The sequence below is a fragment of the Streptomyces sp. GD-15H genome (assembly GCF_045291515.1).
Classification (GTDB): Bacteria; Actinomycetota; Actinomycetes; order Streptomycetales; family Streptomycetaceae; genus Streptomyces.
Genome location: NZ_CP149447.1, coordinates 5,584,887 through 5,608,272 on the forward strand (window position 1 = coordinate 5,584,887; position 23,386 = coordinate 5,608,272).

15 protein-coding genes and 4 pseudogenes are annotated in these 23,386 nt (G+C 71.4%); 8 read left to right on the forward strand and 11 right to left on the reverse strand.

The features are described 5' to 3' along the window. Positions 1-97 precede the first annotated feature (97 nt). From WJ438_RS26450 to WJ438_RS26490, 9 genes and pseudogenes are all read right to left on the reverse strand, one after another. Positions 98-1,870, reverse strand: coding sequence for an IucA/IucC family protein (locus WJ438_RS26450; RefSeq protein WP_406727442.1), 1,773 nt, complete (start codon positions 1,868-1,870; stop codon positions 98-100). Next, positions 1,867-2,433: a GNAT family N-acetyltransferase gene (locus WJ438_RS26455; protein WP_406727443.1), complete on the reverse strand. Its 567-nt coding sequence runs from the start codon at positions 2,431-2,433 to the stop codon at positions 1,867-1,869. Before WJ438_RS26455 ends, WJ438_RS26450 begins: the two co-directional genes overlap by 4 nt. Further along, positions 2,430-3,723: pseudogene (locus tag WJ438_RS26460) on the reverse strand (lysine N(6)-hydroxylase/L-ornithine N(5)-oxygenase family protein). The gene WJ438_RS26455 and the pseudogene WJ438_RS26460 overlap by 4 nt, the downstream one beginning before the upstream one ends. Further along, positions 3,707-5,149 (reverse strand): lysine decarboxylase DesA, encoded by a 1,443-nt coding sequence (gene desA, locus WJ438_RS26465; RefSeq protein WP_406727444.1) that lies wholly within the window; start codon positions 5,147-5,149, stop codon positions 3,707-3,709. The pseudogene WJ438_RS26460 and the gene desA overlap by 17 nt, the downstream one beginning before the upstream one ends. Positions 5,150-5,573: 424 nt before the next feature. Continuing rightward, positions 5,574-6,629 carry an ABC transporter substrate-binding protein gene (locus WJ438_RS26470; RefSeq protein ID WP_406727445.1) on the reverse strand — a complete coding sequence of 352 codons (1,056 nt, stop codon included), beginning with the start codon at positions 6,627-6,629 and terminating at the stop codon, positions 5,574-5,576. Positions 6,630-6,809: 180 nt separating this feature from the next. Beyond that, positions 6,810-7,972: pseudogene (locus tag WJ438_RS26475) on the reverse strand (acyl-CoA dehydrogenase family protein). Positions 7,973-7,977: 5 nt separating this feature from the next. Continuing rightward, positions 7,978-8,925: a hydroxymethylglutaryl-CoA lyase gene (locus tag WJ438_RS26480; RefSeq protein ID WP_406727446.1), complete on the reverse strand. Its 948-nt coding sequence runs from the start codon at positions 8,923-8,925 to the stop codon at positions 7,978-7,980. Continuing rightward, positions 8,922-10,880 (reverse strand): acetyl/propionyl/methylcrotonyl-CoA carboxylase subunit alpha, encoded by a 1,959-nt coding sequence (locus WJ438_RS26485; RefSeq protein WP_406727447.1) that lies wholly within the window; start codon positions 10,878-10,880, stop codon positions 8,922-8,924. Before WJ438_RS26485 ends, WJ438_RS26480 begins: the two co-directional genes overlap by 4 nt. A 29-nt stretch (positions 10,881-10,909) precedes the next feature. After that, positions 10,910-12,525: pseudogene (locus WJ438_RS26490) on the reverse strand (carboxyl transferase domain-containing protein). 86 nt (positions 12,526-12,611) lie between these two features. Between WJ438_RS26490 and WJ438_RS26495 the strand changes: the two are divergent. From WJ438_RS26495 to WJ438_RS26505, 3 genes are all read left to right on the forward strand, one after another. Continuing rightward, positions 12,612-13,220: a TetR/AcrR family transcriptional regulator gene (locus WJ438_RS26495; RefSeq protein ID WP_406727448.1), complete on the forward strand. Its 609-nt coding sequence runs from the start codon at positions 12,612-12,614 to the stop codon at positions 13,218-13,220. A 366-nt stretch (positions 13,221-13,586) separates the two neighbouring features. After that, positions 13,587-14,744 carry an acyl-CoA dehydrogenase family protein gene (locus WJ438_RS26500; protein ID WP_406727449.1) on the forward strand — a complete coding sequence of 386 codons (1,158 nt, stop codon included), beginning with the start codon at positions 13,587-13,589 and terminating at the stop codon, positions 14,742-14,744. A gap of 55 nt (positions 14,745-14,799) precedes the next feature. Next, a complete protein-coding gene (locus WJ438_RS26505; protein ID WP_406727450.1) occupies positions 14,800-15,675 on the forward strand; it encodes an acyl-CoA thioesterase in 876 nt (291 codons plus the stop codon). Positions 15,676-15,703: 28 nt separating this feature from the next. Here WJ438_RS26505 and WJ438_RS26510 read toward each other — a convergent pair whose 3' ends face one another. Both WJ438_RS26510 and WJ438_RS26515 read right to left on the reverse strand, forming a co-directional pair. Beyond that, a complete protein-coding gene (locus tag WJ438_RS26510; RefSeq protein WP_406727451.1) occupies positions 15,704-16,519 on the reverse strand; it encodes a phosphatase in 816 nt (271 codons plus the stop codon). A gap of 127 nt (positions 16,520-16,646) precedes the next feature. After that, positions 16,647-18,203, reverse strand: coding sequence for a PucR family transcriptional regulator ligand-binding domain-containing protein (locus tag WJ438_RS26515; protein WP_406727452.1), 1,557 nt, complete (start codon positions 18,201-18,203; stop codon positions 16,647-16,649). Between the two features lie 176 nt (positions 18,204-18,379). Here WJ438_RS26515 and speB point away from each other — a divergent pair, with 176 nt between their 5' ends. The 5 genes and pseudogenes from speB to WJ438_RS26540 all read left to right on the forward strand — a co-directional run bounded on the left by speB (position 18,380) and on the right by WJ438_RS26540 (position 23,309). Beyond that, positions 18,380-19,360 carry an agmatinase gene (speB, locus tag WJ438_RS26520; protein WP_406727453.1) on the forward strand — a complete coding sequence of 327 codons (981 nt, stop codon included), beginning with the start codon at positions 18,380-18,382 and terminating at the stop codon, positions 19,358-19,360. Next, positions 19,357-21,043 (forward strand): annotated as a pseudogene (locus WJ438_RS26525) (thiamine pyrophosphate-binding protein). Before speB ends, WJ438_RS26525 begins: the two are co-directional and overlap by 4 nt. Before the next feature lie 81 nt (positions 21,044-21,124). Continuing rightward, positions 21,125-22,435 (forward strand): MFS transporter, encoded by a 1,311-nt coding sequence (locus WJ438_RS26530; RefSeq protein ID WP_406727454.1) that lies wholly within the window; start codon positions 21,125-21,127, stop codon positions 22,433-22,435. Further along, a complete protein-coding gene (locus WJ438_RS26535) occupies positions 22,432-22,824 on the forward strand; it encodes a helix-turn-helix domain-containing protein (protein ID WP_406727455.1) in 393 nt (130 codons plus the stop codon). Before WJ438_RS26530 ends, WJ438_RS26535 begins: the two co-directional genes overlap by 4 nt. Positions 22,825-22,898: 74 nt before the next feature. Further along, complete coding sequence (locus WJ438_RS26540) at positions 22,899-23,309, forward strand: VOC family protein (protein WP_406727456.1); 411 nt, start codon at positions 22,899-22,901, stop codon at positions 23,307-23,309. The last annotated feature ends 77 nt before the right edge of the window (positions 23,310-23,386 follow it).

Genomic DNA, 23,386 nt, shown 5'->3' on the forward strand with positions numbered 1-23,386 from the left:
ACCGGATGAGCCGCTGACCTGATGAGCGACGGGCACCCCGGAGGACCGTACTCCGGGGTGCCGCCCGTCCGGGTGGGGCAGGGCCCCGCCGGCCGGGTCAGAGCCCCGCGAGGGGGTTCTTCAGGGTGCCGACCAGCTGGAGCGCGCCGGACGGGTCCGCGAGGTCGACCATCTGCCTGTTGTCGCGCAGCTGGAGCCGGTTGAGGCAGGACAGCGCGAACTCGGGGGCGAACATGTCGTACCGGGCGAACCTGTCGGCGAGTTCGGGCACCGACGCCTGGTACTCGCGGGTGATCTCCGCGACCGTCCGCCAGAAGTCGTCCTCGGCCAGGACGCCCTCGGCGGCGAGGTCCGCGGCCAGGAAGCGGAAGAAGCAGTCGAAGACGTCCGTGAAGATCGACAGCAGCTTCTTGTCCTCCGGCACCTCCACGCGGATGCGGGAGACCTCCGGCGGCAGCACCGCGTCCGGATCCAGCACCGCGATCTCCTCGGCGATGTCCTTGTAGATCGCGCGCCGCACCACCCCGTCCTCCAGCACCAGGACCACGTTCTCGCCGTGCGGCATGAACACCAGGTCGTAGGCGTAGAAACTGTGCAGCAGCGGGGTGTAGTAGGCGCGCAGATAGTGCCGCAGCCACTCGACCGGGGTGAGCCCGGACCGTTCGATCAGCGCGCCCGCGAACGACGCCCCCTCGTGGTCCACATGGAGCAGGGAGGCCATGGTGGCGAGGGACTCGCCGTCCCGTAGCGAGGGCACCGGGCTCTCCCGCCACAGCGCGGCCAGCATCTTGCGGTACGGCGAGTGGCGGTCGGTCGCCTTCTCGTACTCCAGGTGCCGGTAGCCGACCGCCGCCCGCTCCCGGATGATCGTCAGCCCCGTCGACCGCAGCACCGGGTCGCCCTCGACGAGCCGCGCCAGCCAGTCGTTGATCGCCGGGGTGGCCTCCATGTAGGCGGCCGAAAGACCGCGCATGAAGCCCATGTTGAGGACGGACAGGGCCGTCTTCACGTAGTGCTTCCCGGGGTTCGACCGGTTGAAGAAGGTCCGGATGGACTGCTGGGCCAGGTACTCGTCGTCGCCCTCGCCGAGGCACACCAGGTGGCGGCGGGCGACCTCGGCGGCGAAGGTGACGGTGAGCTTGTTCCACCACTGCCAGGGGTGGACGGGGATGAGGAGGTAGTCGGCCGGGTCGAGGCCCTGGCCGGTGAGCGTCCGGTGGAAGCGCTCGACGGTGTCCGCGCCCAGCTCCTGCCGTACGAACGACTCGTACTCGATGCCGGCGCCGGCCGTGAACGCCGCCCGCGAGCGGTGCGCGGCCAGCCACACCAGCCGCACCGGGTTCGCCGTCTCGGGCGCGTAGGCGCGGTATTCCCGGATGCCGAAGCCGAGCCGCCCGTTGTTGGCGACGAAGCAGGGGTGGCCCTCGGTCATGCCGGTCTCGACGGCCTGGAAGCCGGCGCTCAGCAGCTCGGCCGAGGTGACCGGCGGCTTGGCGAGCTTGTAGCAGGTGCCGGAGAGGGTGGAGGAGATCTCCTCCAGGTACACCGGCAGGACCTCGTCGCTCAGTCCGAGCGACTTCCGCAGCTCGATGAAGAATTCCAGGGCGACGAGGGGGAGTTCGGACCCGTCGCGGTGCCGGCTGAGGGAGTCGGCCGCCACCTGCCAGTGGTCCAGGGCACGGCGGACGGCGGTGAAGCGGTACTGGGTCAGGCCGTCATCGCTGCGTACGACGTAGTCGCCGGCGTCCGTCTCCTCCGGGTGGATCAGCCGCTCGTGCGCGAACTCGGCGAGCGCCTTGCGGATCAGTAGCCGGTTGGCCGTCTCCCAGCGTTCGGGGGTGAGGTGGTCCACGGCGTCGGCGGGGCTCATACGCCCACCCCCGTGGCGGCGGCGAACTGCGCGCGGGTGCAGAAGCTCAGCAAGGCCCTCTTCTCCGGCTTGTCGATCTCGCGTACGGGTTCGAATCCGACGGCCTCGTTGAGGGCCTGTACCGCCTTGTTGGACACATCCGGTTCGACGACGACCCGTGCGGTCTCCGGGTCGTCGAAGAGGTGCGCGAGTACGGCGGTGATGACGGCCCGGGTGAAGCCGTGCAGCGGGGTGTCGGTGGGGGCGACCAGGAAGTGCATGCCGACGTCGCCGGGCTCCGGCTCGTAGAGGCCGGCCAGTTCGCGGTGGGCGGGGTCGTACCGCTCCATCAGGAAGGCGGGTCGGCCGTCGTGCAGGCCCAGCAGGGCGTGGTGGTGTTCGTCGGCCGCGATCCGCAGGTACTCGCGCTCGACGTCCTCCGGCTCCGCGTCCCGCATCATCCAGAAGGCCGCCTTGGGGTGGGTGACCCAGGAGTGCAGCAGTTCGGCGTCCCGGAGCGGGGCGAGCGGCCGGACGGTGAAGGTGCCGAGTGCGCACCTGAAGCCGGTGTCGGTGACGCTCATACCGCGAACTCCTGGAAGGCGATGGACTTCTCGACGGGGTAGTACTCGGAACCGAGCAGTTCGCGGATGATGCAGCTGTTGCGGTACGGGCCCATGCCCAGGTCCGGGCTGGTGACGCTGTGCGTGTGGACGCCGGCGTTCTGCAGGAACACGCCCCGGCCTGTCACGTCGATGGCGTAGTTGCGGGCCACGTCGAACCGGCCGTGGCCGTCGAAGCGGATCCGGTCGCGGACCGGGCCGAGGAAAGGCCGGCGGTTCGTAGTGGTAGCCGGTGGCCAGCACCAGGCCCTCGGTGCGCAGCTCGAAGTCCTTGCCCTGCTCGTCCTGGTGGAAGCCGAGCGAGTACCCGCCCTCCTCGTAACGGGCGCTGACCAGTGAGGAGTTGGTGAGCAGCCGGGTGGGGACCGCGCGGTCGCCGCTCTCGATGCTCTTCTGGTACAGCAGGTCGAAGATGGCGTCGATGAGATCGGAGTCGATGCCCTTGAACAGGCACTTCTGCTGCTTCTCCAGCCGGTAGCGGGTCTCCTCGGGCAGCGCGCGGAAGTAGTCGATGTAGTCCGGGGAGGTCATCTCCAGGGTCAGCTTGGTGTATTCCAGCGGGAAGAACCGCGGGGAACGGGTGACCCAGTTGAGCCGGTAGCCGTGGACGTCGATCTCGGACAGCAGCTCGTGGTAGATCTCGGCGGCGCTCTGCCCGCTGCCGACGACCGTGATCGACTCCTTCCGCCGCAGCTCCGCCTTGCGGTGCGTGTACTCGGCGGTGTGCAGCAGATCGCCGTCCAGGCCGCGGCACGGCTCGGGCACGAACGGCACCGTGCCGGTGCCGAGCACCAGCCGCCGGGCGCGGTAGGTGTCACCGGCCCGCGTCCGTACGGCGTACAGCTCGGTGCTCTCGTCGTACGTCACCTCGGTGACGGTCGTGCCGAAGCGGATGCTGCTCAGTCGGCCGGCGGCCCAGCGGCAGTAGTCGTCGTACTCGACGCGCAGCGGATAGAAGTTCTCGCGGATGTAGAACGAGTACAGGCGGCCCTTCTCCTTCAGGTAGTTGAGGAAGGAGTAGGGGGAGGTCGGGTCGGCGAGGGTGACCAGGTCCGACATGAACGGCGTCTGGAGGTGAGCGCCGTCGAGGAACATCCCGGCGTGCCACTCGAAGTCCGGCTTGGACTCCAGGAAGACGCCGTTCAGGTCGCCGATGGGCTCGGTGAGGCAGGCGAGGCCGAGGTTGAAGGGGCCCAGCCCGATTCCCACGAAGTCGTAGGCGGCGTCAGGGGCTTCAGGAAGCGCGGTCAAGGGAATCTCCCAGGTACTGCTCGGCGTGGCCGGCGATCAGATCGAGGACGGCGGTGATGTCGGCGGTCGTGGTCTCGGGGTTCAGCAGGGTGAACTTCAGGTAGTGGCGCCCCGCCACCTTGGTGCCCGCGACGACCGCGTCACCGGAGGCGAACAGGGCTTTGCGGGCGTGGAGGTTGGCCCGGTCGATGCCGGCCGGGTCGGTGACGGAGGCCGGGACGTACCGGAAGACGAGGGTGGACAGCGACGGCTCGACGACCACGTCGAAGCGCGGGTCGGCGGCGAGCAGCCGCCAGCCCTCGTGGGCCAGGTCGCAGACCTCGTCGAAGAGCCGACCGATGCCGTCGGCGCCCATCACGCGCAGGGTCATCCAGAGTTTGAGCGCGTCGAAGCGGCGGGTGGTCTGCAGGGACTTGTCGACCTGGTTGGGGATGCGCTCGGTCACCATGCGGCGCGGGTTGAGGTATTCCGCGTGGTAGGTGGCGTGCCGCAGCGTGGCCGCGTCGCGGACCAGCACGGCGGACGAACTCACCGGCTGGAAGAAGGACTTGTGGTAGTCGACGGTGACCGAGTCGGCGCGTTCGATGCCGTTGACGCGGTCCCGGTGCTTCAGCGAGGCGAGCAGTCCGCAGCCGTAGGCGGCGTCCACGTGCATCCAGACGCCGTACTGGGCGCACAGTTCGGCGATCTCGGGCAGCGGGTCGATGGAGCCGAAGTCGGTGCTTCCGGCGGTGGCGACGACGGCCATGGGGACGAGGCCGTCCTCGGTGCAGCGCGCCAGCTCGCGGGCGAGGGCGACGGTCTGCAGCCGCTTGTCGTGGTCGACGGGGATCGGCACCACGGCGTCCGGGCCGAGGCCGAGCAGTTTCGCGGACTTCTTCACGCTGAAGTGGCTGACCTCGGAGGCGAGGACGCGCAGTTTCGCGAGGTCGCCGGTCTTGGCCTCCTCGCGGGCCAGCAGCAGCGCCTGGAGGTTGGACTGGGTGCCGCCGGAGGTGAACACCCCGTCGGCGGCGGAGCCGAGGCCGATCCGGCCCACCGTCCAGTCGATCAGTTTCCGCTCGATCAGGGTGCCGCCGGCCGACTGGTCCCAGGTGTCCAGGGAGGAGTTGACGGCGGAGAGCACCGCCTCGCCGAGCACGGCCGGGATGACGACCGGGCAGTTGAGGTGGGCGAGGTAACGGGGGTGGTGGAAGTAGATCGCGTCCCGGAGGTAGACGTCCTCCAGCTCGTCCAGCGCCGCTGTGGTGTCGTGCAGCGGCCGGTCGAGATCGATCCGCTCGATGAGCGGGGAGAGGGCGTCGACCGTGATGCCGGTGAACGGGCGTTCGGTGGTGGCGAGTTGGGCGGCCACCCGCTCGACTCCTTCGGTCACGGAGCGGCGGTACTGCTCCGCGGTGGTGTCGTTGAGCAGGTGCGAGCGCATGTGGAGGCCTCCGGTGGGGGATGGTCCGGTGCGGGGAGGGAGCGGGGCGCGCGCCGCGATGCGGCCCACTTTTGCTTAGGTGAGCCTAGCCTAAGCGGCGTGGCTCTGTTCCTGTCCCGGCCGTGACCGCGGTCACTCCGTCACGAAGGGTGTGGGGCGCTCAACTAGGGCTGGGATTCACGTTGTTCGCGCAGCTGTTCCTCCGTCAGGTCCCGGCGTCGGCAGCCCATGGAGGTGTCGCGGCACCGGTCACCGGGTTCTGGATGTCACCGGCGTGCGGCACCTCCGGCCGCACCCGGGCCCGAGCGGCGTCAGGGACGGACCGAGCCGCCTCGTTCCGGTGATCTGGAGGGAGGAGAACCGGAACGGGGCGGCTGCGGCGGTGGTCACGTACGGCTTTGGGGGAGGGTTCCGGCAGGGACGGTCAGCTGACCTTCTTGGCCTTCTCGATGGCCTCGGCGAGGCTCTCGAGCTGCGGGACGCACTTGTCGTAGGACAGGATCGGTTCGGCGGAACGCGCGATGACCTGACCGGCCTTGACCGCGGGGAGCTTCTTCCAGGTCGTCTCGGTGATGTCGGCGGGCTGTGTGGCCGAGCTGCGGTCGTCCATGATGATGACATCGGCCTTGTGCTTGTCGACGTTCTCCCAGCTGAGGCTCTCGAACCAGCCGCCGGTCGGCTTCTTGGCCTCCTCGGTCGGCTCGACGAAGTTCACGCCGAGGGCCTTGAAGTACTCCAGGTCCGCGGAGAGGTTGGTGCCGGAGACGTAGAACAGCTCCGGGCTCGCCGAGCCGGCCATCACCCTGATGTCGGGGTGGGCCTTCGCGGCCTTGCGCAGCCGCTCGGACGCCGCCTCGAAGCGCTTCTTCGCGTCGGTGACCCTGGTGGCCTTCATGTCGCCGCCCAGCGACTCGGCCAGTTCCCACATGCGCTCGAGCGACGCGGTCAACTGGCGGTCGTAGACGGAGACGGCGACACTCGGCGCGAGCTTGGCGATCTTGTCCTTGGACGCCTCGGGGACGTACCAGAGGGTGCCGGCGTCGTCGAAGGTGGTGGTGATGAGGACCTCGGGGGCGAGGGTCGCGTACTTCTCGACGTTGAACTGGTCCCAGACGTTGCCGAGAACGGTCACCTTGCTGATGTCCATGTCGCCGGCCTGGACGTCGGCCTTGCCGTCCTTGGTCCTGGTCGGACCGAAGACGCCCTTGACCTGGACGCCGTAGTCGTGGAGCGCGGCGGCGACACCCGTGAACGCGACGATGTTCGTGGGGACCTTGTCCAGCTTCACGGTGGTGCCGCGGTCGTCCTTGAAGGACCAGGGGCCGGACTCGGAGTCGGTGGCGCCCGTCGAGTCCGAACCGCCGCTTTTCGCGTCCCCGTCCCCGTCGCCGCAGGCCGCGAGTGCGGCGCCGAGTCCGAGAGCGCCACCGGCGGCGAGGAGGCCGCGACGGGAGAAACGGGCGGTTCTGGCGTTCGCCATGGCTGGGTCTGCTTTCGTGCGTGCGGGGCAGGTGGGTGCGGGCGGGCCCGCGGGCCCCTGACTGGAGCCAGACTTAGGTTAGCCTAACCTCAAAGTTTGTCCAGGGGACTGGGCCCCTTCCCCTCACGCGCGGGGGGTGAGACGAGCGGCCGTCGGGCCGCCCGCCCCGCCCCCGCTCCGTCAGCCTGCCGTCAGCCCCAACTCCCGGGCGATCAGCATCCGCTGGACCTCGCTCGTGCCCTCGCCGATCTCCAGGATCTTGGAGTCGCGCCACATGCGGGCCACCGGGTACTCGTTCATGAAGCCGTAGCCGCCGTGGATCTGGGTGGCGTCGCGGGCGTTGTCCACCGCGACCGTGGAGGAGTACAGCTTGGCGACCGCCGCCTCCTTCTTGAAGGGCTCACCGGCCACCAGGCGGCTCGCCGCGTCCCGCCAGGCGAGGCGGGCCGTGTGGGCCTTCATCTCCATGTCGGCGATCTTGAACTGGATGGCCTGGTTGGCGCCGATCGGACGGCCGAACGCGTGCCGCTCCTTGGCGTACTTCACCGACTCGTCCACGCAGCCCTGCGCCAGCCCCGTGCCCAGCGCCGCGATGGCGATACGGCCCTCGTCGAGGATGCGCAGGAACTGGGCGTAGCCCCGGCCCTGTTCGCCCAGCAGGTTCGCCGCCGGGACGCGGACGTCCTGGAACGACAGCTCCCGCGTGTCCGACGCGTTCCAGCCGACCTTCGAGTACGGGGCCGCCACCGTGAAGCCCGGGGTGCCCGACGGGACGATGATCGCCGAGATCAGCGGTTTGCCGTCCGGCTTGCGGCCGGTGACCGCCGTGACCGTGACCAGGCCCGTGATGTCCGTACCCGAGTTGGTGATGAAGCACTTCGTGCCGTTGATCACCCACTCGTTCGTCGACTCGTCGAGGCGGGCCGTCGTACGGGTCGCGCCCGCGTCACTGCCGCCGTCCGGCTCCGTCAGACCGAACGCGCCCAGGATCTCGCCGGAACACAGCCGGGGCAGCCACTCGCGCTTCTGCTCCTCGGTGCCGAACAGGTGCAGTGGCATCGCGCCCAGCGAGACGCCGGCCTCCAGGGTGATCGCCACCGACGAGTCCACCCGGGCCAGTTCCTCCAGGGCCAGGCCCAGCGCCAGGTAGTCGCCGCCCATGCCGCCGTACTCCTCGGGGAACGGCAGGCCGAACAGGCCCATGCGGCCCATCTCGCGGACGATCTCGTACGGGAACTCGTGCCGCTCGTAGAAGTCGCCGATCTTCGGTGCGACGACGTCGTGCGCGAACTCCTCGACCGTGCGGCGGAGTTCTTCCAGTTCGGGGAGAGCTTGTGATCCATGTCGTTCACTGCTCCTGGTGGGAGAGGGCTCGGACGGTGCGGGACGGGCTTTGTCGGCCCAGGTGGGCGGCCATCCAGACGCTTGTGGCGACGAGACGGCCGAGGTCGACCCCGGTGTCGATGCCGAGACCACGCAGCATCCACACGAGGTCTTCGGTGGCGAGATTGCCGGTGGCGGACCTCGCGTACGGGCAGCCGCCCAGTCCGCCGGCGGACGCGTCGACCGTGGTGACGCCCTGCTGGAGCGCGGCCAGCGTGTTGGACAGGGCCTGGCCGTAGGTGTCGTGGAAGTGGACGCCCAGGGCGGAGACGGGTACGGCTGCTTCGGCGAGCGCGGTGAGCAGGGCGGTCACATGGCCCGGTGTCGCCACGCCGATGGTGTCGCCCAGGCTCAGTTCGTCGCAGCCCATGTCGAGCAGGGACCTGCAGACCTTCACCACCTGGGGGATCGGGACCGCACCTTCCCACGGGTCGCCGAAGCACATCGAGAGGTAGCCCCGGACGTGGACGTCCTGCGCCTTCGCCCGGGTCACCACCGGCTCGAACATCGCCAGCGCCTGGTCCACCGTGCGGTTGAGGTTGGCCTTGGCGAAGGACTCCGTGGCGCTGGCGAAGACCGCCACCCGCCGGGCGCCGAGCGCCAGCGCGCGGTCCAGGCCGCGCTCGTTCGGCACCAGGACCGGCAGCGACACCGGCAGGTCGGCGAGGACCGGGTACAGGTCCTCCGCGTCCGCCAGTTGGGGCACCCACTTGGGGTGGACGAAGCTCGTCGCCTCGATCGTGGTCAGGCCCGTGCCGGCCAGGCGGCGGATGAATTCCGCCTTGATCTCCGTCGGGACGGTCGCCTTCTCGTTCTGCAGGCCGTCGCGCGCGCCGACCTCGTGGATCCGCACCCGGGTGGGCAGTCCCTCGGCCGGTACGGCCATGGGCAGCCCCAGTTCGGTGGTGTTCATGCCGTCTCCTCCTCCGCGGGTGTCTCCACGGGCGCGATGACCGCCAGCACCTGGTCCATGGCGACCGTGGTGCCCGGGGCCACGTCCAGTTCGGTGACCGTGCCGGCGTGCGGGGCGGAGACGACGTGCTCCATCTTCATCGCCTCCACCACCAGCAGGCTCTGGCCCGCACTCACCTCGTCGCCGACGGCGACCTTCACCACTGTCACCGTGCCGGGCATCGGCGCGGTCAGCGAGTCGGCGCCGGAACGCGCCGCCTGGTTCAGGGACGCGGCCACCGGGTCGTGGTCGCGCACGTGCCAGGCGTCGCCGTCCCGGCCGAGCCAGTCGGCGGCGCGGTGGAAGGTGTGCCGGACGCCGTCCAGCGTCACCGCCACACGGTCGTCGGTGACGGTGTGGATACCGCGCGGGGTGCACTCCACCGGGTCGTGGACGCGCAGGTGGAAGGAGGCGGGCCTGGGCGTGCCGCCCAGGCGCCAGCCGTCCGGCACCGAGAACGGGTCCGTCCAGCCGTCGCCGCGCGGCCGCAGCGCGTCCAGCCGTACGGCCGCCGCCGCCTCGTAGACCTCCTCGGGGACGTCGGCGGAGACCAGGCCCTCCACCTCGCGCTCCACCAGGCCCGTGTCCATGTCGCCGGAGACCACCGCCGGGTGCGCGAGCAGCCGCCGCAGGAACCCGGCGTTGGTCTGCACGCCCAGCGTGACCGTCTCCGCCAGCGCCGCCCGGAGCTTGCGCAGGGCGGTCGCGCGGTCGGGGCCGTAGGCGATCACCTTGGACAGCATCGGGTCGTAGAGGCTGCCGACCTCCGTGCCCTCGCTGAGTCCGGAGTCGGTGCGGACGCCGTCACCTTGCGGCTCACGCAGTTTCAGCACCGTGCCGCCGGAGGGCAGGAAGCCGCGCGTGCCCTCTCTCATGGATACAGTCTCGGCGCAGATGCGGGCCTCCACCGCGTGACCGGTGAGCCGGATGTCGTCCTGCCCGAACGCCAGCGGCTCGCCCGCCGCCACCCGCAGCTGCCACTCCACCAGGTCCAGCCCGGTGACCAGTTCGGTGACCGGGTGCTCCACCTGGAGGCGGGTGTTCATCTCCATGAAGTAGTACGAGGAGGGGTCGGTGCCCGGGACGATGAACTCCACCGTGCCCGCCCCCCGGTAGCCGCAGGAGCGGGCCGCCTGCACGGCCGCCTCGCCCATCGCGGCCCGGGTCCCCTCGTCCAGCAGGACGCTGGGCGCCTCCTCGATGATCTTCTGGTGGCGGCGCTGGAGGGAGCACTCACGCTCGCCGAGGTGGACGACATGACCGTGGCCGTCGGCCAGGACCTGGATCTCGATGTGCCGGGGGCGGTCGATCCACCGCTCGACCAGGAGCGTGTCGTCGCCGAAGGAGGCGCGGGCCTCGCGCCGCGCGGCGGCGATCTCGTCGGCCAGCGTCGAAGCGTCCCGCACCAGCCGCATGCCCTTGCCGCCGCCGCCCGCCGAGGGCTTCAGCAGCACCGGCATGCCGATCTCGCGGGCCGCGTCGGCGAGTTCCGCGTCCGTGAGGCCGCTGCCACTCGAACCCGGGACCACCGGGACCCCGGCCGCCCGCACCGTCTCCTTGGCGCGGATCTTGTCGCCCATCAGGGAGATCGCGTCGGCGCCCGGCCCGATGAAGACCAGTCCCGCCTCCTCGCAGGCGCGCGCGAAGCCGGCGTTCTCGGCGAGGAAGCCGTACCCGGGGTGGACCGCCTGGGCGCCGGTGCGGGCGGCGGCCGCCAGCAGCCGCTCCACCGACAGGTAGCTCTCCGCGGCCGGCGCCGGGCCGATCCGTACCGCCGTGTCGGCCTCCCGGACGTGCCGGGCGCCGGCGTCCGCGTCGGAGAAGACGGCCACCGAACGCACGCCCATCGACCGCAGGGTGCGGATGACCCGGACGGCGATCTCGCCCCGGTTGGCCACCAGAACTGTTTCGAACATCGTTCGACCTGTCACAGTTTTCCGTCCCCTCACATCCGGAAGACGCCGAACTGGGGATCGCCCAGTGGCGCGTTGGCGCACGCGGTCAGGGCCAGGCCCAGGACCTGCCGGGTCTCCAGCGGGTCGATCACACCGTCGTCCCAGAGGCGGGCCGTCGCGTAGTAGGCGTTCCCCTGGTGCTCGTACTGGGCGCGGATCGGGGCCTTGAAGGCGTCCTCGTCCTCGGCCGGCCAGTTCTCCCCGCGCGCCTCCAGCTGGTCCCGCTTGACGGTCGCCAGCACGGAAGCGGCCTGCTCGCCGCCCATGACGGAGATCTTGGCGCCCGGCCACATCCACAGGAAGCGGGGCGAGTAGGCCCTGCCGCACATGGAGTAGTTGCCCGCGCCGTACGAACCGCCCACCACCACGGTCAGTTTCGGCACGCGCGTGCACGCCACCGCCGTCACCATCTTGGCGCCGTGCTTGGCGATGCCGCCCGCCTCGTAGTCCTTGCCGACCATGAAGCCGGAGATGTTCTGCAGGAAGACCAGCGGGATGCCGCGCTGGTCGCACAGTTCGATGAAGTGGGCGCCCTTCTGGGCGGACTCGGAGAACAGGATGCCGTTGTTGGCGACGATCCCGACCGGGTGGCCGTGGATCCGGGCGAAACCGGTCACCAGGGTCTGCCCGAACTCCGCCTTGAACTCGGCGAAACGCGACCCGTCCACCACGCGCGCGATGACCTCCCGCACGTCGTACGGCGTACGGGAGTCCACCGGGACCGCGCCGTACAGCGACCGCGGGTCGACCTTGGGCTCGACGGCCTGCTCGACCCCCCAGGGGAGCGGCCCGCGCGCCGGGAGGGTCGAGACGATGTTCCGCACGATCCTGAGCGCGTGCGCGTCGTCCTCGGCGAGGTGGTCGGTGACGCCCGACACCCGTGAGTGGACCTCGCCGCCGCCCAGCTCCTCCGCCGTGACCACCTCGCCGGTGGCCGCCTTCACCAGGGGCGGGCCGCCGAGGAAGATCGTGCCCTGGCCGCGCACGATCACCGCCTCGTCGCTCATCGCAGGGACGTACGCCCCGCCCGCCGTGCAGGAACCGAGCACGGCCGCGATCTGCGGGATACCGGCACCGGACATCCGGGCCTGGTGGTAGAAGATCCGCCCGAAGTGGTCCCGGTCCGGGAACACCTCGTCCTGCATCGGCAGGAACGCCCCGCCGGAGTCCACGAGGTAGACACAGGGCAGGCGGTTGTCCAGGGCCACCTCCTGCGCGCGCAGGTGCTTCTTCACCGTCATCGGGTAGTACGTGCCGCCCTTGACGGTCGCGTCGTTGGCGACGATCACGCACTCGCGCCCGCTGACCCGCCCGATCCCGGCGATCACACCGGCCGCCGGGGCCTGCCCCTCGTACATCCCGTCGGCCGCCAGCGGGGCCAGCTCCAGGAAGGGCGAACCGGGGTCGAGGAGCGTGTCCACGCGCTCGCGCGGGAGCAGCTTCCCCGCGCGGTGTGCCTGGCCCGCGCCCGCTCGCCGCCGCCGAGCGCGGCCGCGGCCAGCTTGGCGCGCAGCTCCTCGACGAGCGCGCGGTGCGCCTCCTCGTTGGCCCGAAAGGACTCCGACGCGGGATCGGCCGCGCTGTGAAGCTCCGGTGCCTCGTGCATCCTGCGGGTCCCCTCACTTGTTAATGAGCGTTAACGCGTCCCCCTCAGGTTAACGACCGCTAACCCCGCTGTCTAGAATCGTCCCCATGGCCACCAGGACCGACGCCCCGACCCGCCGCGAGCAGATCCTCAAAGAGGCCGCGCGGCTCTTCGCCGAGCGTGGGTTCCACGGTGTCGGGGTCGACGAGATAGGCGCCGCGGTCGGCATCAGCGGCCCCGGCCTGTACCGGCACTTCCCGGGCAAGGACGCGATGCTCGCGGAACTGCTGGTGGGGATCAGCGGCCAGCTGCTGACCGGCGCGAGACAGCGCCTCGAAGAGGTCGACGGGGCGGCTCCCGAGGCGGTCCTGGACTCGCTGATCGAGGGCCACATCGACTTCGCGCTCGACGACCGTCCCCTCATCACCCTGCACGACCGTGAACTGGACCGCCTGCGGGACGCCGACCGCAAGCTGGTGCGGCAGCTGCAGCGGCAGTACGTCGAGCTGTGGGTCGGGGTGGTGCGCGAGCTCTACCCCGAACTGACCGAACCGGCCGCCCGCTCGGCCGTGCACTCGGTGTTCGGCCTGCTCAACTCCACCCCGCACCTCGGCCGCCCCGGCGCCCTGCCCGGCCGCGCCACGACGGCCGGGCTGCTGCACCGGATGGCACGCGGCGCGTTCGCGGCGGCGGGCACGCCCTGCCCCAGCGCCTAACCCGCCCCGGACCCGTTCCGGACCTGCCCCGGACCCGCTCCGGACCTGTTTCGGACCCGCTCCGGACCTGCTCCGGGGCCCAGACCTGTTTCGGACCCGCTCCGGGGCCCGGACCCGTTCCGGACCTGCCCCGGACCCGCTCCGGACCCGCCTGGAGGCCGGATTCGGGCCGGCCCCGCCCCGGGGGCCGACTCCGCTCCCACCCCGCCGAGCCCCGCCGAGCCCCGCCGAGTGACGAGCGTTACGGGGCTCCTGGTCTGGACGGCTCTTGATACCCGCCGGTAGGGTTGAGTTCCTGAGCAAGCGCTTAGGCATCACCAGGAACGCGAGAGCGGCGCCGGACCAGGCGCGAAGGAGGGCGGCGGCGTGCGCCGTACGGTGTTCAACGAGGACCACGAGGCTTTCCGGGAGACCATCCGCGACTTCATCGAGGCCGAAGTCGTCCCGGTCTACGACGAGTGGTTCGCGGCGGGCCAGGCGCCCCGGGACTTCTACTACAAGCTCGGTAAGCTCGGCATCTTCGGCATCAACGTCCCCGAGGAGTTCGGCGGCGCGGGCATGGAGAGCCACAAGTTCGAGGCCGTGCTCTACGAGGAGACCGCGCGCGCGGGCGTCCAGTTCGGCGGCTCCGGCGTGCACGTCCTGCTCGCCCTGCCCTACATCAAGATGCTCGCCACCGACGAGCAGAAGAAGCGCTACCTGCCCAAGTTCGCCACCGGCGAGGAGATGTGGGCCATCGCGATGACCGAGCCGGGCACCGGCTCCGACCTCGCGGGCATGAAGACCACCGCCAAGCTGAGCGAGGACGGCACCCACTACGTCCTCAACGGCGCCAAGACCTTCATCACCGGCGGCGTCCACGCCGACAAGGTGATCGTCTGCGCCCGCACCGCCGCCCCGACCGCGGAGGACCGCCGCCACGGCATCTCCCTGTTCGCCGTCGACACCGAGTCCGAGGGCTACTCCGTCGGCCGCAAGCTCGACAAGCTGGGCCTGCGCACCTCCGACACCGCCGAGCTGGCGTTCGTCGACGTCAAGGTCCCCGTCGATGACCTCCTCGGCGAGGAGAACAAGGGCTTCTCCTACCTCGGCCACAACCTGGCCTCCGAGCGGTGGGGCATCGCCTTCGGCGCCTACGCGCAGGCCAAGGCGGCCGTCCGGTTCGCCAAGCAGTACGTGCAGGAGCGCACCGTCTTCGGCAAGCCGGTCGCCCACTTCCAGAACACCAAGTTCGAACTGGCCGCCTGCCAGGCCGAGGTGGACGCCGCCGAGGCGGTCGCCGACCGCGCCACGGAGGCCCTGGACGCCGGCGAGCTGACCCCCGCCGAGGCCGCCTCCGCCAAGCTGTTCTGCACCGAGGTCGCGCACCGCGTCATCGACCGCTGCCTCCAGCTGCACGGCGGCTACGGCTACATGAACGAGTACCCGATCGCCCGCCTGTACGCGGACAACCGCGTCAACCGCATCTACGGCGGCACCAGCGAGATCATGAAGACGATCATCGCCAAGGACATGGGCCTGTAGGGCCGACGGTCCCACGGCATCCCTGGCCTCCACAAGTGACGGTACAACTGACCCCATGAGCCAGGCACTACAGGAACTCCTCGATCTGCTCGACCTCGAGCAGATCGAGGAGAACATCTTCCGCGGCCGGTCCCGTTCCGCCGTCGTCCCCCGCGTCTTCGGCGGGCAGGTCGCCGCGCAGGCCGTGGTCGCCGCCGGGCGCACCGTCCCCGCGGACCGGCCCGCGCACTCCCTGCACGCGTACTTCCTGCGCCCCGGCGACCCCGGCGCGCCCATCGTCTACACCGTCGACCGGATCCGCGACGGCCGCTCCTTCACCACCCGCCGGGTCGTCGCGGTCCAGCACGGCAAGCCGATCTTCCACCTCTCCGCGTCCTTCCAGACGTACGAGGAGGGCCTGGACCACCAGGAGCCGATGCCGCCCGCGCCGGACCCGGCCACGCTGCCCACCTCCGAGGAACGGCTCCGCGACTACGGTCATCTCGCCCCCGACGTCGTCGAGCGCTTCCTGGAGGCCCGCGCCGCGGTCGACCTGCGCTACGTCGACGAGCCGCCCTACGGCCGCTTCGGCGAGCCCCGCGAACCCCACTCCCAGGTGTGGTTCCGCACCAACGGCAAACTGACCGACGACCCCCTGCTGCACGTCGTCCTCGCCACCTACGTCTCCGACATGACGCTCCTGGACTCGGTGCTGCTCGCCCACGGCCGGGGCGGCTGGGCGGTGGGTGACGTGGTCGGGGCCTCCCTCGACCACGCCATGTGGTTCCACCGTCCGTTCCGCGCCGACGAGTGGCTGCTGTACGACCAGCACTCCCCGTCGGCGCACGGCGGCCGGGGCCTCGGCCAGGCCCGTATGTACACCCAGGACGGCCACCTCGCGGTCTCGGTCATCCAGGAGGGCGTGGTCCGCGCCCCGCGCGACAGGTCCTAGCCTCCTCGGCCTCCCGCCCCGACGGGTCTCAGCGTCTGTCGTCGGGGGCGCCGTGGTCCAGCAGCCCCGCCTCCGCCAGGAGATACGCCGTCATCGGGTCGTAGTGGCGGGGGCTGACCACGTGGTCGTCGAGGGGGACCGTCACCTGGACGGTGCCCTCCGCCTCCGCGAGGAACAGCGCCGGGTCGTTGCAGTCGGCGTAGCCGACGGAGTCGACGCCGTGCTGTCCCGCGTACCCCGCCCAGCCGTGGTCGGCGACGACCAGGTCGGGCAGGGGGCGGCCCTTCCGCTCCAGCGCGGTGAGGATGGCCTTCATCGGCTCACCGGAGTGGGTGTGCCACAGCGTGGCGCCGTGTTCCAGCACCGCCACGTCCGCGAACTGCATCACGTACCCCTCGCCCGTGGCCAGCCCGTCCGGGATCACCACGATCTCGCAGCCTGCGGCGCGCAGTGCGGCGGCCGTGGCGCGGTGCACGTCGAGCAGGCCGCCGGGATGGCCGGTGGCGAACAGCACCCGCTGCTGACCGTCCGCCGCCTTGCGCAGCCGCCCCGCCATCCGCTCCAGGGCGGCCACGGTCAGCTCCGGATCGATGGTGTCCTGGCCGTACCGGTGCTCCGGGTCGTCGTTGACGCCGACCCGTTCCGCCATCACCGCGAGCACGTCCTGCTCGTCGCTCCAGCGGTCGCCGAGCTCCAGGCCGAGCCAGAAATGACGGTCGCCGTTCGCCAGCTTGCGGTAGTGGGAGAGGTTGTTCTCGCGCGGGGTGGCGACCTCGCCCGCGATGCGCGTGGCGGCGAGATGGAGGAGGAGTTCGGCGCGGCTGGGGGTCCCGGATATCGGCATGTCCCCATTGTGGAGCAGCGCCCTGTGGGCGTCCCTGGCGTATCGCCCCCTGGGACGTGCGTCACGTACTCGGACGGTTCCGTACGGGTACTCAGAGTGCCCGGTCCGGGGCGGTGGTGCGGGATACTCAGGTGCGGCGCAGGGCGAACCACAGGTTCATGCGTACGTCCGGATCGTCCAGGTCCGTCTCCAACAGGGCCGCGCACCGTGCGATCCGCTGCCGCACGGTGTTGCGGTGCACGGACAGGACCACCGCGGTGCGGTCCCAACTGCCGTGCAGGGAAAGCCAGGTGCGCAGGGTGTCCACGAGGGCGGGCGTGCCTTCGACGGGGGCGAGCAGCAGGCGGGCGTGGGCGTCCGCGTCCGCCGAGGGGACCAGGTCGTCCAGCGCGGGGCGGGCGCCGTGCACGACGAGCGGCACCCGGGTGGCGCGGGCCCGGGCCAGGGCGCGGGCTGCCCGGGTGTCGGCCGCGGGCCAGTCCCGCGGGCCGACGGCGGCGCTGACCCCCAGGGTCCAGCCAGGCTGCGCCTGAGGCTCCCGTCCGGTGGGGAGGAGCACCCGCACGACCCCGTCCGCCGGATCCACCAGCGCCGACCCGAGCGCGGCACCGAGCGCGGAGGCCGCCAGGGCGTCCGGGACCTGCGCGTCCGGTCGTGCGTGCACGACCCGCCACCGCTCCCCGCCGAGCAACGGCGCCACGTCCTCCGGCTCGCTCCCCAGCAGCAGTCGTACGAGCGCGGCGGAGCGAGCCGCGCCGGTACCGCTCTGCTGCTCACCGGTCAGCAGGGTGAGCAGCACCGCGGCCACGGACGCGATGGTGTGGTCCCCGGAGTCCCGCGACGGGGCCGCGACGCCCAGCACGAACCCGTGTCCGGCCCCGAGCGCGTAGGCGGTCAGCCGGACCCCGGCGACCGTGTCCGTGGCGGAGACGGGAGAGGGGCGGGGCCGTGCCCGCCCGGCCGGGGACGCCGGACCACCGGCCCCGGGGACCGTCCCGGGCTCCGTTCCGCTCGTCGGGGCCGGCCGGGGGCCGTCCGGGCCCGACGGACGTACCACCTGGGCCAGTTTCGCCAGGGCCGCTTCGGTCTCCTCGCCCCGGGTGCGGCCCGCGGCGCCGATCTCCGTGCCCTCCGGCCCGAAGAGGACCACCCGGCCGTCCAGGTGCCGGGAGAGGCGGTGCAGGAGCGAGGGGACCGGATTCGGGCGGGCGGCGGCGGACGCGAGGCTCTGGTGGGCCTCCGTCACCCGGCGCAGCTCCGCCAGACGGGCCTGCGCCATCAACTGCCACACCGCCCGGGCCACGCCGGAGAACGTGGTCCGCGGCGGCACCTCCAGCAGCGGCAGCCCCTGGAGGTCGCACGCCGCGACCAGCGCCTCGGGCACGGTGTCGTGCACCGGCGCCAGGCCGAAGCCCAGGGCCACACCGCCCGCCGCCACGATCCGGGAGACGTACGCGTCGAAGTACCCCGGGCCCGCCCCGTCCGGGATGTGCACCCCCGCCGACAGCAGCAGCTCCCCGCCCAGCAGATACGGGTACGGGTCGGCCATCTCCGAGGTGTGCGCCCAGTGCACGACGATGCCCGGGGCCGCCGGCCCGGCGACCCGGCGCAGCGCCAGGTCCTCGCGGGCCAGGAGCGCGTCCAGGGGCACCGGGGGCGTGGGCGGAACCGTGGGGTCGGTCATGGTGGGCGATTCCTCCATGTCCATCGTTCAGAATGGATGAAACGTACACTTCTCAGCCGCCTTCCGGCCACCTAACGTCGCCGACAGTGCGGCGACCGGGCCAGGCCCCGCCGCCCAGTAAAGTCACACGCAGGCAGCACATACGCGATGAAGCGTAGGAAAGAAGGCAGTCCTACATGAGCAGCAACGAGACGCCCCGCGGGCCCGTCGACTCGTCCCGCGTCCCCCGGTACGCGGGCCCCGCGACCTTCGCCCGGCTGCCCCGCCTGGACGAGGTCGGCCGTGCCGACGTCGCCGTGGTGGGCGTGCCGTTTGACTCGGGCGTCTCCTACCGGCCGGGCGCCCGCTTCGGCGGCAACGCCATCCGCGAGGCGTCCCGGCTGCTGCGCCCCTACAACCCCGCGCAGGACGCCTCCCCCTTCGCCCTCGCCCAGGTCGCGGACGGCGGCGACATCGCCGTGAACCCGTTCCACATCAACGAGGCCGTGGAGACCATCGAGGCCGCCGCCGACGACCTCCTCGGCACCGGCGCCCGCCTGATGACCCTGGGCGGCGACCACACCATCGCGCTGCCGCTGCTCCGCTCGGTCGCCAAGAAGCACGGCCCCGTGGCCCTGCTCCACTTCGACGCCCACCTGGACACCTGGGACACCTACTTCGGCGCCGAGTACACGCACGGCACCCCGTTCCGCCGGGCCGTGGAGGAGGGCATCCTCGACACCTCCGCCCTCTCCCACGTCGGCATCCGCGGCCCGCTCTACGGCAAGCAGGACCTCACCGACGACGAGAAGATGGGCTTCGGCATCGTCACCTCCGCGGACGTCTACCGCCGGGGCGCCGACGAGGTCGCCGACCAGCTGAGGCAACGCATCGGCGACCGCCCGCTGTACATCTCCATCGACATCGACTGTCTGGACCCGGCCCACGCCCCCGGCACCGGCACCCCCGAGGCCGGCGGACTGACCTCCCGCGAACTCCTGGAGATCCTGCGCGGGCTGGCCTCCTGCCACCTGGTCTCGGCGGACCTCGTCGAGGTGGCCCCCGCGTACGACCACGCGGAGATCACCTCGATCGCCGCCTCCCACACGGCGTACGAGCTGACCACGATCATGTCCCGCCAGATCGCCGAGGCCCGTGAGGGGCACGAGGGCAAATGAACCACGACCACGACCTGGTGCTCCGCCCGACCGCCGCACAGACGGAGGCCGCGCTCAGTCCTCCCGCCGGCCGCAACGGCGGAGACCTGGTCGTGGAGACCCTGGCCGGGCTCGGCGCGACGACCGTCTTCGGCCTGCCCGGCCAGCACGCCCTCGGCGTGTTCGACGCCCTGCGCCGCTCCGACCTCAGGTACATCGGCCTGCGGGTGGAGAACAACGCCGGGTTCGCGGCGGACGCGTACGGCCGGATCACCGGTGAGGCGGCGCCGCTGCTGCTGTCGACGGGCCCGGGTGCGCTGACCTCGCTGCCCGCGCTCCAGGAGGCGGCGGCCGCCTCCGCCCCCGTCCTGGCGATCAGCAGCCAGATCCCGACGGCGGGTCTCGGCGGCGGGCGCCACGGCTACCTGCACGAACTCCCCGACCAGTCGGCCTCGTTCCGGGGCGTGGTCAAGTCCGTCCACACGGTGCGTACGGCGTCCCAGATCCCGTCGGCGATCACGGCGGCCTGGAAGTCGGCGCTGACGGTGCCGCACGGCCCGGTGTGGGTCGAGATCCCGCAGGACGTCCTGCTCGCGGAGACGGTCCTGCCGCAGGTGACGGCGATGGACGCCACCCCGGACGAGCTGCCCCCGCGCCCCGAACTGACGGCGGTGGCCGCCCACTTGCTGTCGCACGCCACCCACCCGGCGATCATCGCGGGCGGGGGAGTGGTCCGCGCGGACGCCTCCGGCAAGCTGCGGCAGCTCGCCGAGCTGATCCAGGCACCGGTCGTGACGACCCCCGGCGGCAAGGGCGCCTTCCCCTGGACGCACCCGCTGTCGTTGCAGTCCTGGCTGGAGGACCGCCACACGACGGACTTCCTGGAGGACGCCGACGTCCTCCTGGTCGTGGGCTCCGGACTGGGCGAACTCTCCTCGAACTACCACACGTTCACGCCGCGCGGCCGCATCGTCCAGATCGAGGCCGACCTCGGCAAGCTGGAGTCCAACCACCCGGCGCTCGGCATCCACGCGGACGCCCGCCTCGCACTCCAGGCGCTGCTGGAGACGGTGGAGCCACGCGAGGACGCGACGGCACCGGAACGCGTCCGCACGCTGCTGTCGAAGGTCGCCGAGCGCCTCGCGTCCCAGGGACTCATCCTGGAGCAGGAGGTGTTGGCGTCCGTCCGCCGCGCCCTGCCCGCCACCTCACCCTCCTTCTGGGACATGACGATCCTGGCCTACTGGGCCTGGTCCGCCTTCGAACGCCAAGGGCCCCAACCACCTGCACTCCGCCCAGGGCGCCGGCGGCCTCGGCTACGGCTTCCCGGCCGCCCTCGGCGCGGCGGTCGCCGACCCCACCCGCCCCGTGCTGGCGGTCTCCGGGGACGGCGGCGCCCTCTACTCCCTCGCCGAACTGGCCACCGCCCGCCAGCACGACCTCGACGTCACCTGGCTGATCGTCGACGACGGCGGCTACGGCATCCTCCGCGAGTACATGACCGACGCCTTCGGCGAGCCCACGGCCACCGAACTGACCCGCCCGGACTACGTCGCCCTGGCGGAGTCCTTCGGCGTCCCGGGCGTGCGCACCACCCCCGAGACCCTGGAACGTGACCTGGCGGCGGCCCTGTCGACCCCGGGCCCCTCGGTGGTCGTCCTCCCGGCCCTCCTGCGGATGTTCGCACCGACGCACCTGGACTGAGCGGCCGCCGGCCGAACCCCTGTTAAACTGTGCGAGTTGGCCTCCGGCACCCCCCAGCGGGTGCATCCCGAGGCTTTTTTCATGCCTTCCGACGATGCTTCCGCATCCCCTTCCCCACCCACCGCGACTCCCGCCACCGGCTACCGCGCGCTGCTCCGCAACCGTGAGTTCACCGGCCTGTACGCCGGCTTCACGCTGACGGTCGCCGCGAGCACCCTGTCGGGCTTCGCACTCGGCACGCTGGTCGACGACCGGACCGGGTCCCCGTTTCTGACGGCCGTGAGCATGTACGGCGCCACGTTCGCCACGGTGCTCGGCGCACTGACACTGATGTCGGTCGCGGACGGGAAGCGTCCTCGCCGAACCCTTGTCACGCTCCAGTGCCTCTCCCTGGCGGGCGTCGCGGCGCAGGCGGTTCCGGGACTGCCACTGGCCGCCCGGTTCGGGCTTCTCCTGGTGCTGGGGTTCTTCCAGTCCCTCGGCGCCGGAGCGCGGATGGGACTGCTCGCCGAAGTCGTACCGGCCTCCGCGTACGTGCTCGCGCGGTCGCTGATGAACATCACCTCGGGCGGCACGGCCGTCCTCGGCTACGCCGTCGGCGCCCTCCTGCTGCGACACCTGAGCCCGCACGAGGTCTTCGCCGTCGCCACCGTCCTGACCGGACTCGGGCTGGGCGCCGTGGCGACGACCGTCCGGGAGCACTCGACCCGTCCGGCCGATCCGGGCCGTCCCCGCCCCCGCCCCGGCCTGCGCCGGACCTGGACGACCAACGCCGAGCTCTTCTCCCACCCCGGCAAGCGTGCGCTGCTGCTGAACCTGTGGGTTCCCAACGGCCTGATCGTCGGCTGCGAGGCACTGTTCCTCTCCTACGATCCGGAGCAGGCCGGCGTCCTCCTGGCCGCAGGCTCGGCCGGCATGCTCCTCGGAGACCTGACCGTCGGGCGACTGCTCACCGCCGACCGGCGACGCCGCTGCGCGTTCGCCCTGCGGCTGCTGCTCGCCGTGCCGTACCTGCTGTTCGCCGCCCACCCGCCCACGATGGTGGCGGCGGTCGCGGTGTTCGTCGCCAGTGCGGGGTTCGCCGCCACCCTGCCGCTCCAGGAACAACTGCTCGCACTGACCCCGGACCCGGTCCGCGGCCAGGTCCAGGGCGTGGAGTCCGCCGGCCGGATGACCTGGCAGGGCATCGGAGCCGCGCTCGCCGGCGGCGTCGCCCTGCACCTCGACCCCGGCACCACGATCACCGCCCTGGCCACCCTGTCCGCCACCGTCACCGTCCTCTCCCGCCCCTTCGTGCTCCGCGCCCGGTCGCCCCGGGCCGAGACGGCGGCCGGGTGGAGCCGGTCCGCGCATGGTGTGCGGTCGGTGGACCGTGATGGGATGGCACCGTGAGCCGTGCCGTCGAAGAGACCAACCGCCGCATGCTCCGGGCGCGGGACGCGATGGACCGCGACTACGCGCAGCCGATGGACGTCCCCACCCTGGCGCGCATCGCGCATGTGTCACCGGCGCACTTCACGCGGACCTTCCGGGCCACGTTCGGTGAGACACCGCACCGCTACCTCCAGCGCCGCCGGGTGGAACGGGCGATGTTCCTGCTGCGGGAGACCGACCGCAGCGTGACGGCCATCGGCTTCGAGGTCGGCTTCGGCAGCCCGGGAACCTTCAGCCGCACGTTCCGCGACATCGTCGGCCGGTCACCGCGCACGTACCGCAAGGAGGTGATGGCCGTGAGCGTGCCGACGTGCTTCACGATGGCGTGGACCCGGCCGAGTGCCTGACCTTCTGGCAGGCGCACGGGAACCGAGCAGTTTCGGATAAGTTTTCGTTCCGCCGACTGGATAGCGTGAGCGTCATGTTCAACGCCATCACGCACTCACAGATGTACGTCCTCGACCAGGACGAGGCCCTCGACTTCTACGTCGGCAAGCTCGGTCTGGAGGTCACCGCGGACATCGACATGGGCTTCATGCGCTGGCTGACCGTCGGCGTCCCCGGCCACCCCGAGCGGCAGATCCTGCTGGAGAAGCCGGGCGCTCCGGCGATGCCGGAGGAGACGGCGGAGCAGGTGCGCGAGCTGGTGACCAAGGGGGCCATGGGCGGTTGGTTCATCCTCACCACGGACGACTGCCGCAAGACCTACGAGAGGCTGCTGGAGAAGGGCGTGGAGTTCACCCAGGAACCCACCGAGCGCCCGTACGGAATCGACTGCGGCCTGCGCGACCCCTTCGGCAACCGCATCCGCTTCACTCAGCTGAAGGTCTGAGACGTTCCGAACAGCTGCCGGTCCCGGTACGGCTTGTGCACGTGGACTGAATGGTCGGCCGGCCGAAACTCCGGGCG

What these genes read in the sequence shown, in the direction of transcription:
- WJ438_RS26450 (WP_406727442.1), bottom strand. Translation starts at nt 1,870, where the DNA reads ATGAGCCCCGCCGACGCCGTGGACCACCTCACCCCCGAACGCTGGGAG.
- WJ438_RS26455 (WP_406727443.1), bottom strand. Translation starts at nt 2,433, where the DNA reads ATGAGCGTCACCGACACCGGCTTCAGGTGCGCACTCGGCACCTTCACC.
- desA (WP_406727444.1), bottom strand. Translation starts at nt 5,149, where the DNA reads ATGCGCTCGCACCTGCTCAACGACACCACCGCGGAGCAGTACCGCCGC.
- WJ438_RS26470 (WP_406727445.1), bottom strand. Translation starts at nt 6,629, where the DNA reads ATGGCGAACGCCAGAACCGCCCGTTTCTCCCGTCGCGGCCTCCTCGCC.
- WJ438_RS26480 (WP_406727446.1), bottom strand. Translation starts at nt 8,925, where the DNA reads ATGAACACCACCGAACTGGGGCTGCCCATGGCCGTACCGGCCGAGGGA.
- WJ438_RS26485 (WP_406727447.1), bottom strand. Translation starts at nt 10,880, where the DNA reads ATGTTCGAAACAGTTCTGGTGGCCAACCGGGGCGAGATCGCCGTCCGG.
- WJ438_RS26495 (WP_406727448.1), top strand. Translation starts at nt 12,612, where the DNA reads ATGGCCACCAGGACCGACGCCCCGACCCGCCGCGAGCAGATCCTCAAA.
- WJ438_RS26505 (WP_406727450.1), top strand. Translation starts at nt 14,800, where the DNA reads ATGAGCCAGGCACTACAGGAACTCCTCGATCTGCTCGACCTCGAGCAG.
- WJ438_RS26510 (WP_406727451.1), bottom strand. Translation starts at nt 16,519, where the DNA reads ATGCCGATATCCGGGACCCCCAGCCGCGCCGAACTCCTCCTCCATCTC.
- WJ438_RS26515 (WP_406727452.1), bottom strand. Translation starts at nt 18,203, where the DNA reads ATGACCGACCCCACGGTTCCGCCCACGCCCCCGGTGCCCCTGGACGCG.
- speB (WP_406727453.1), top strand. Translation starts at nt 18,380, where the DNA reads ATGAGCAGCAACGAGACGCCCCGCGGGCCCGTCGACTCGTCCCGCGTC.
- WJ438_RS26530 (WP_406727454.1), top strand. Translation starts at nt 21,125, where the DNA reads ATGCCTTCCGACGATGCTTCCGCATCCCCTTCCCCACCCACCGCGACT.
- WJ438_RS26540 (WP_406727456.1), top strand. Translation starts at nt 22,899, where the DNA reads ATGTTCAACGCCATCACGCACTCACAGATGTACGTCCTCGACCAGGAC.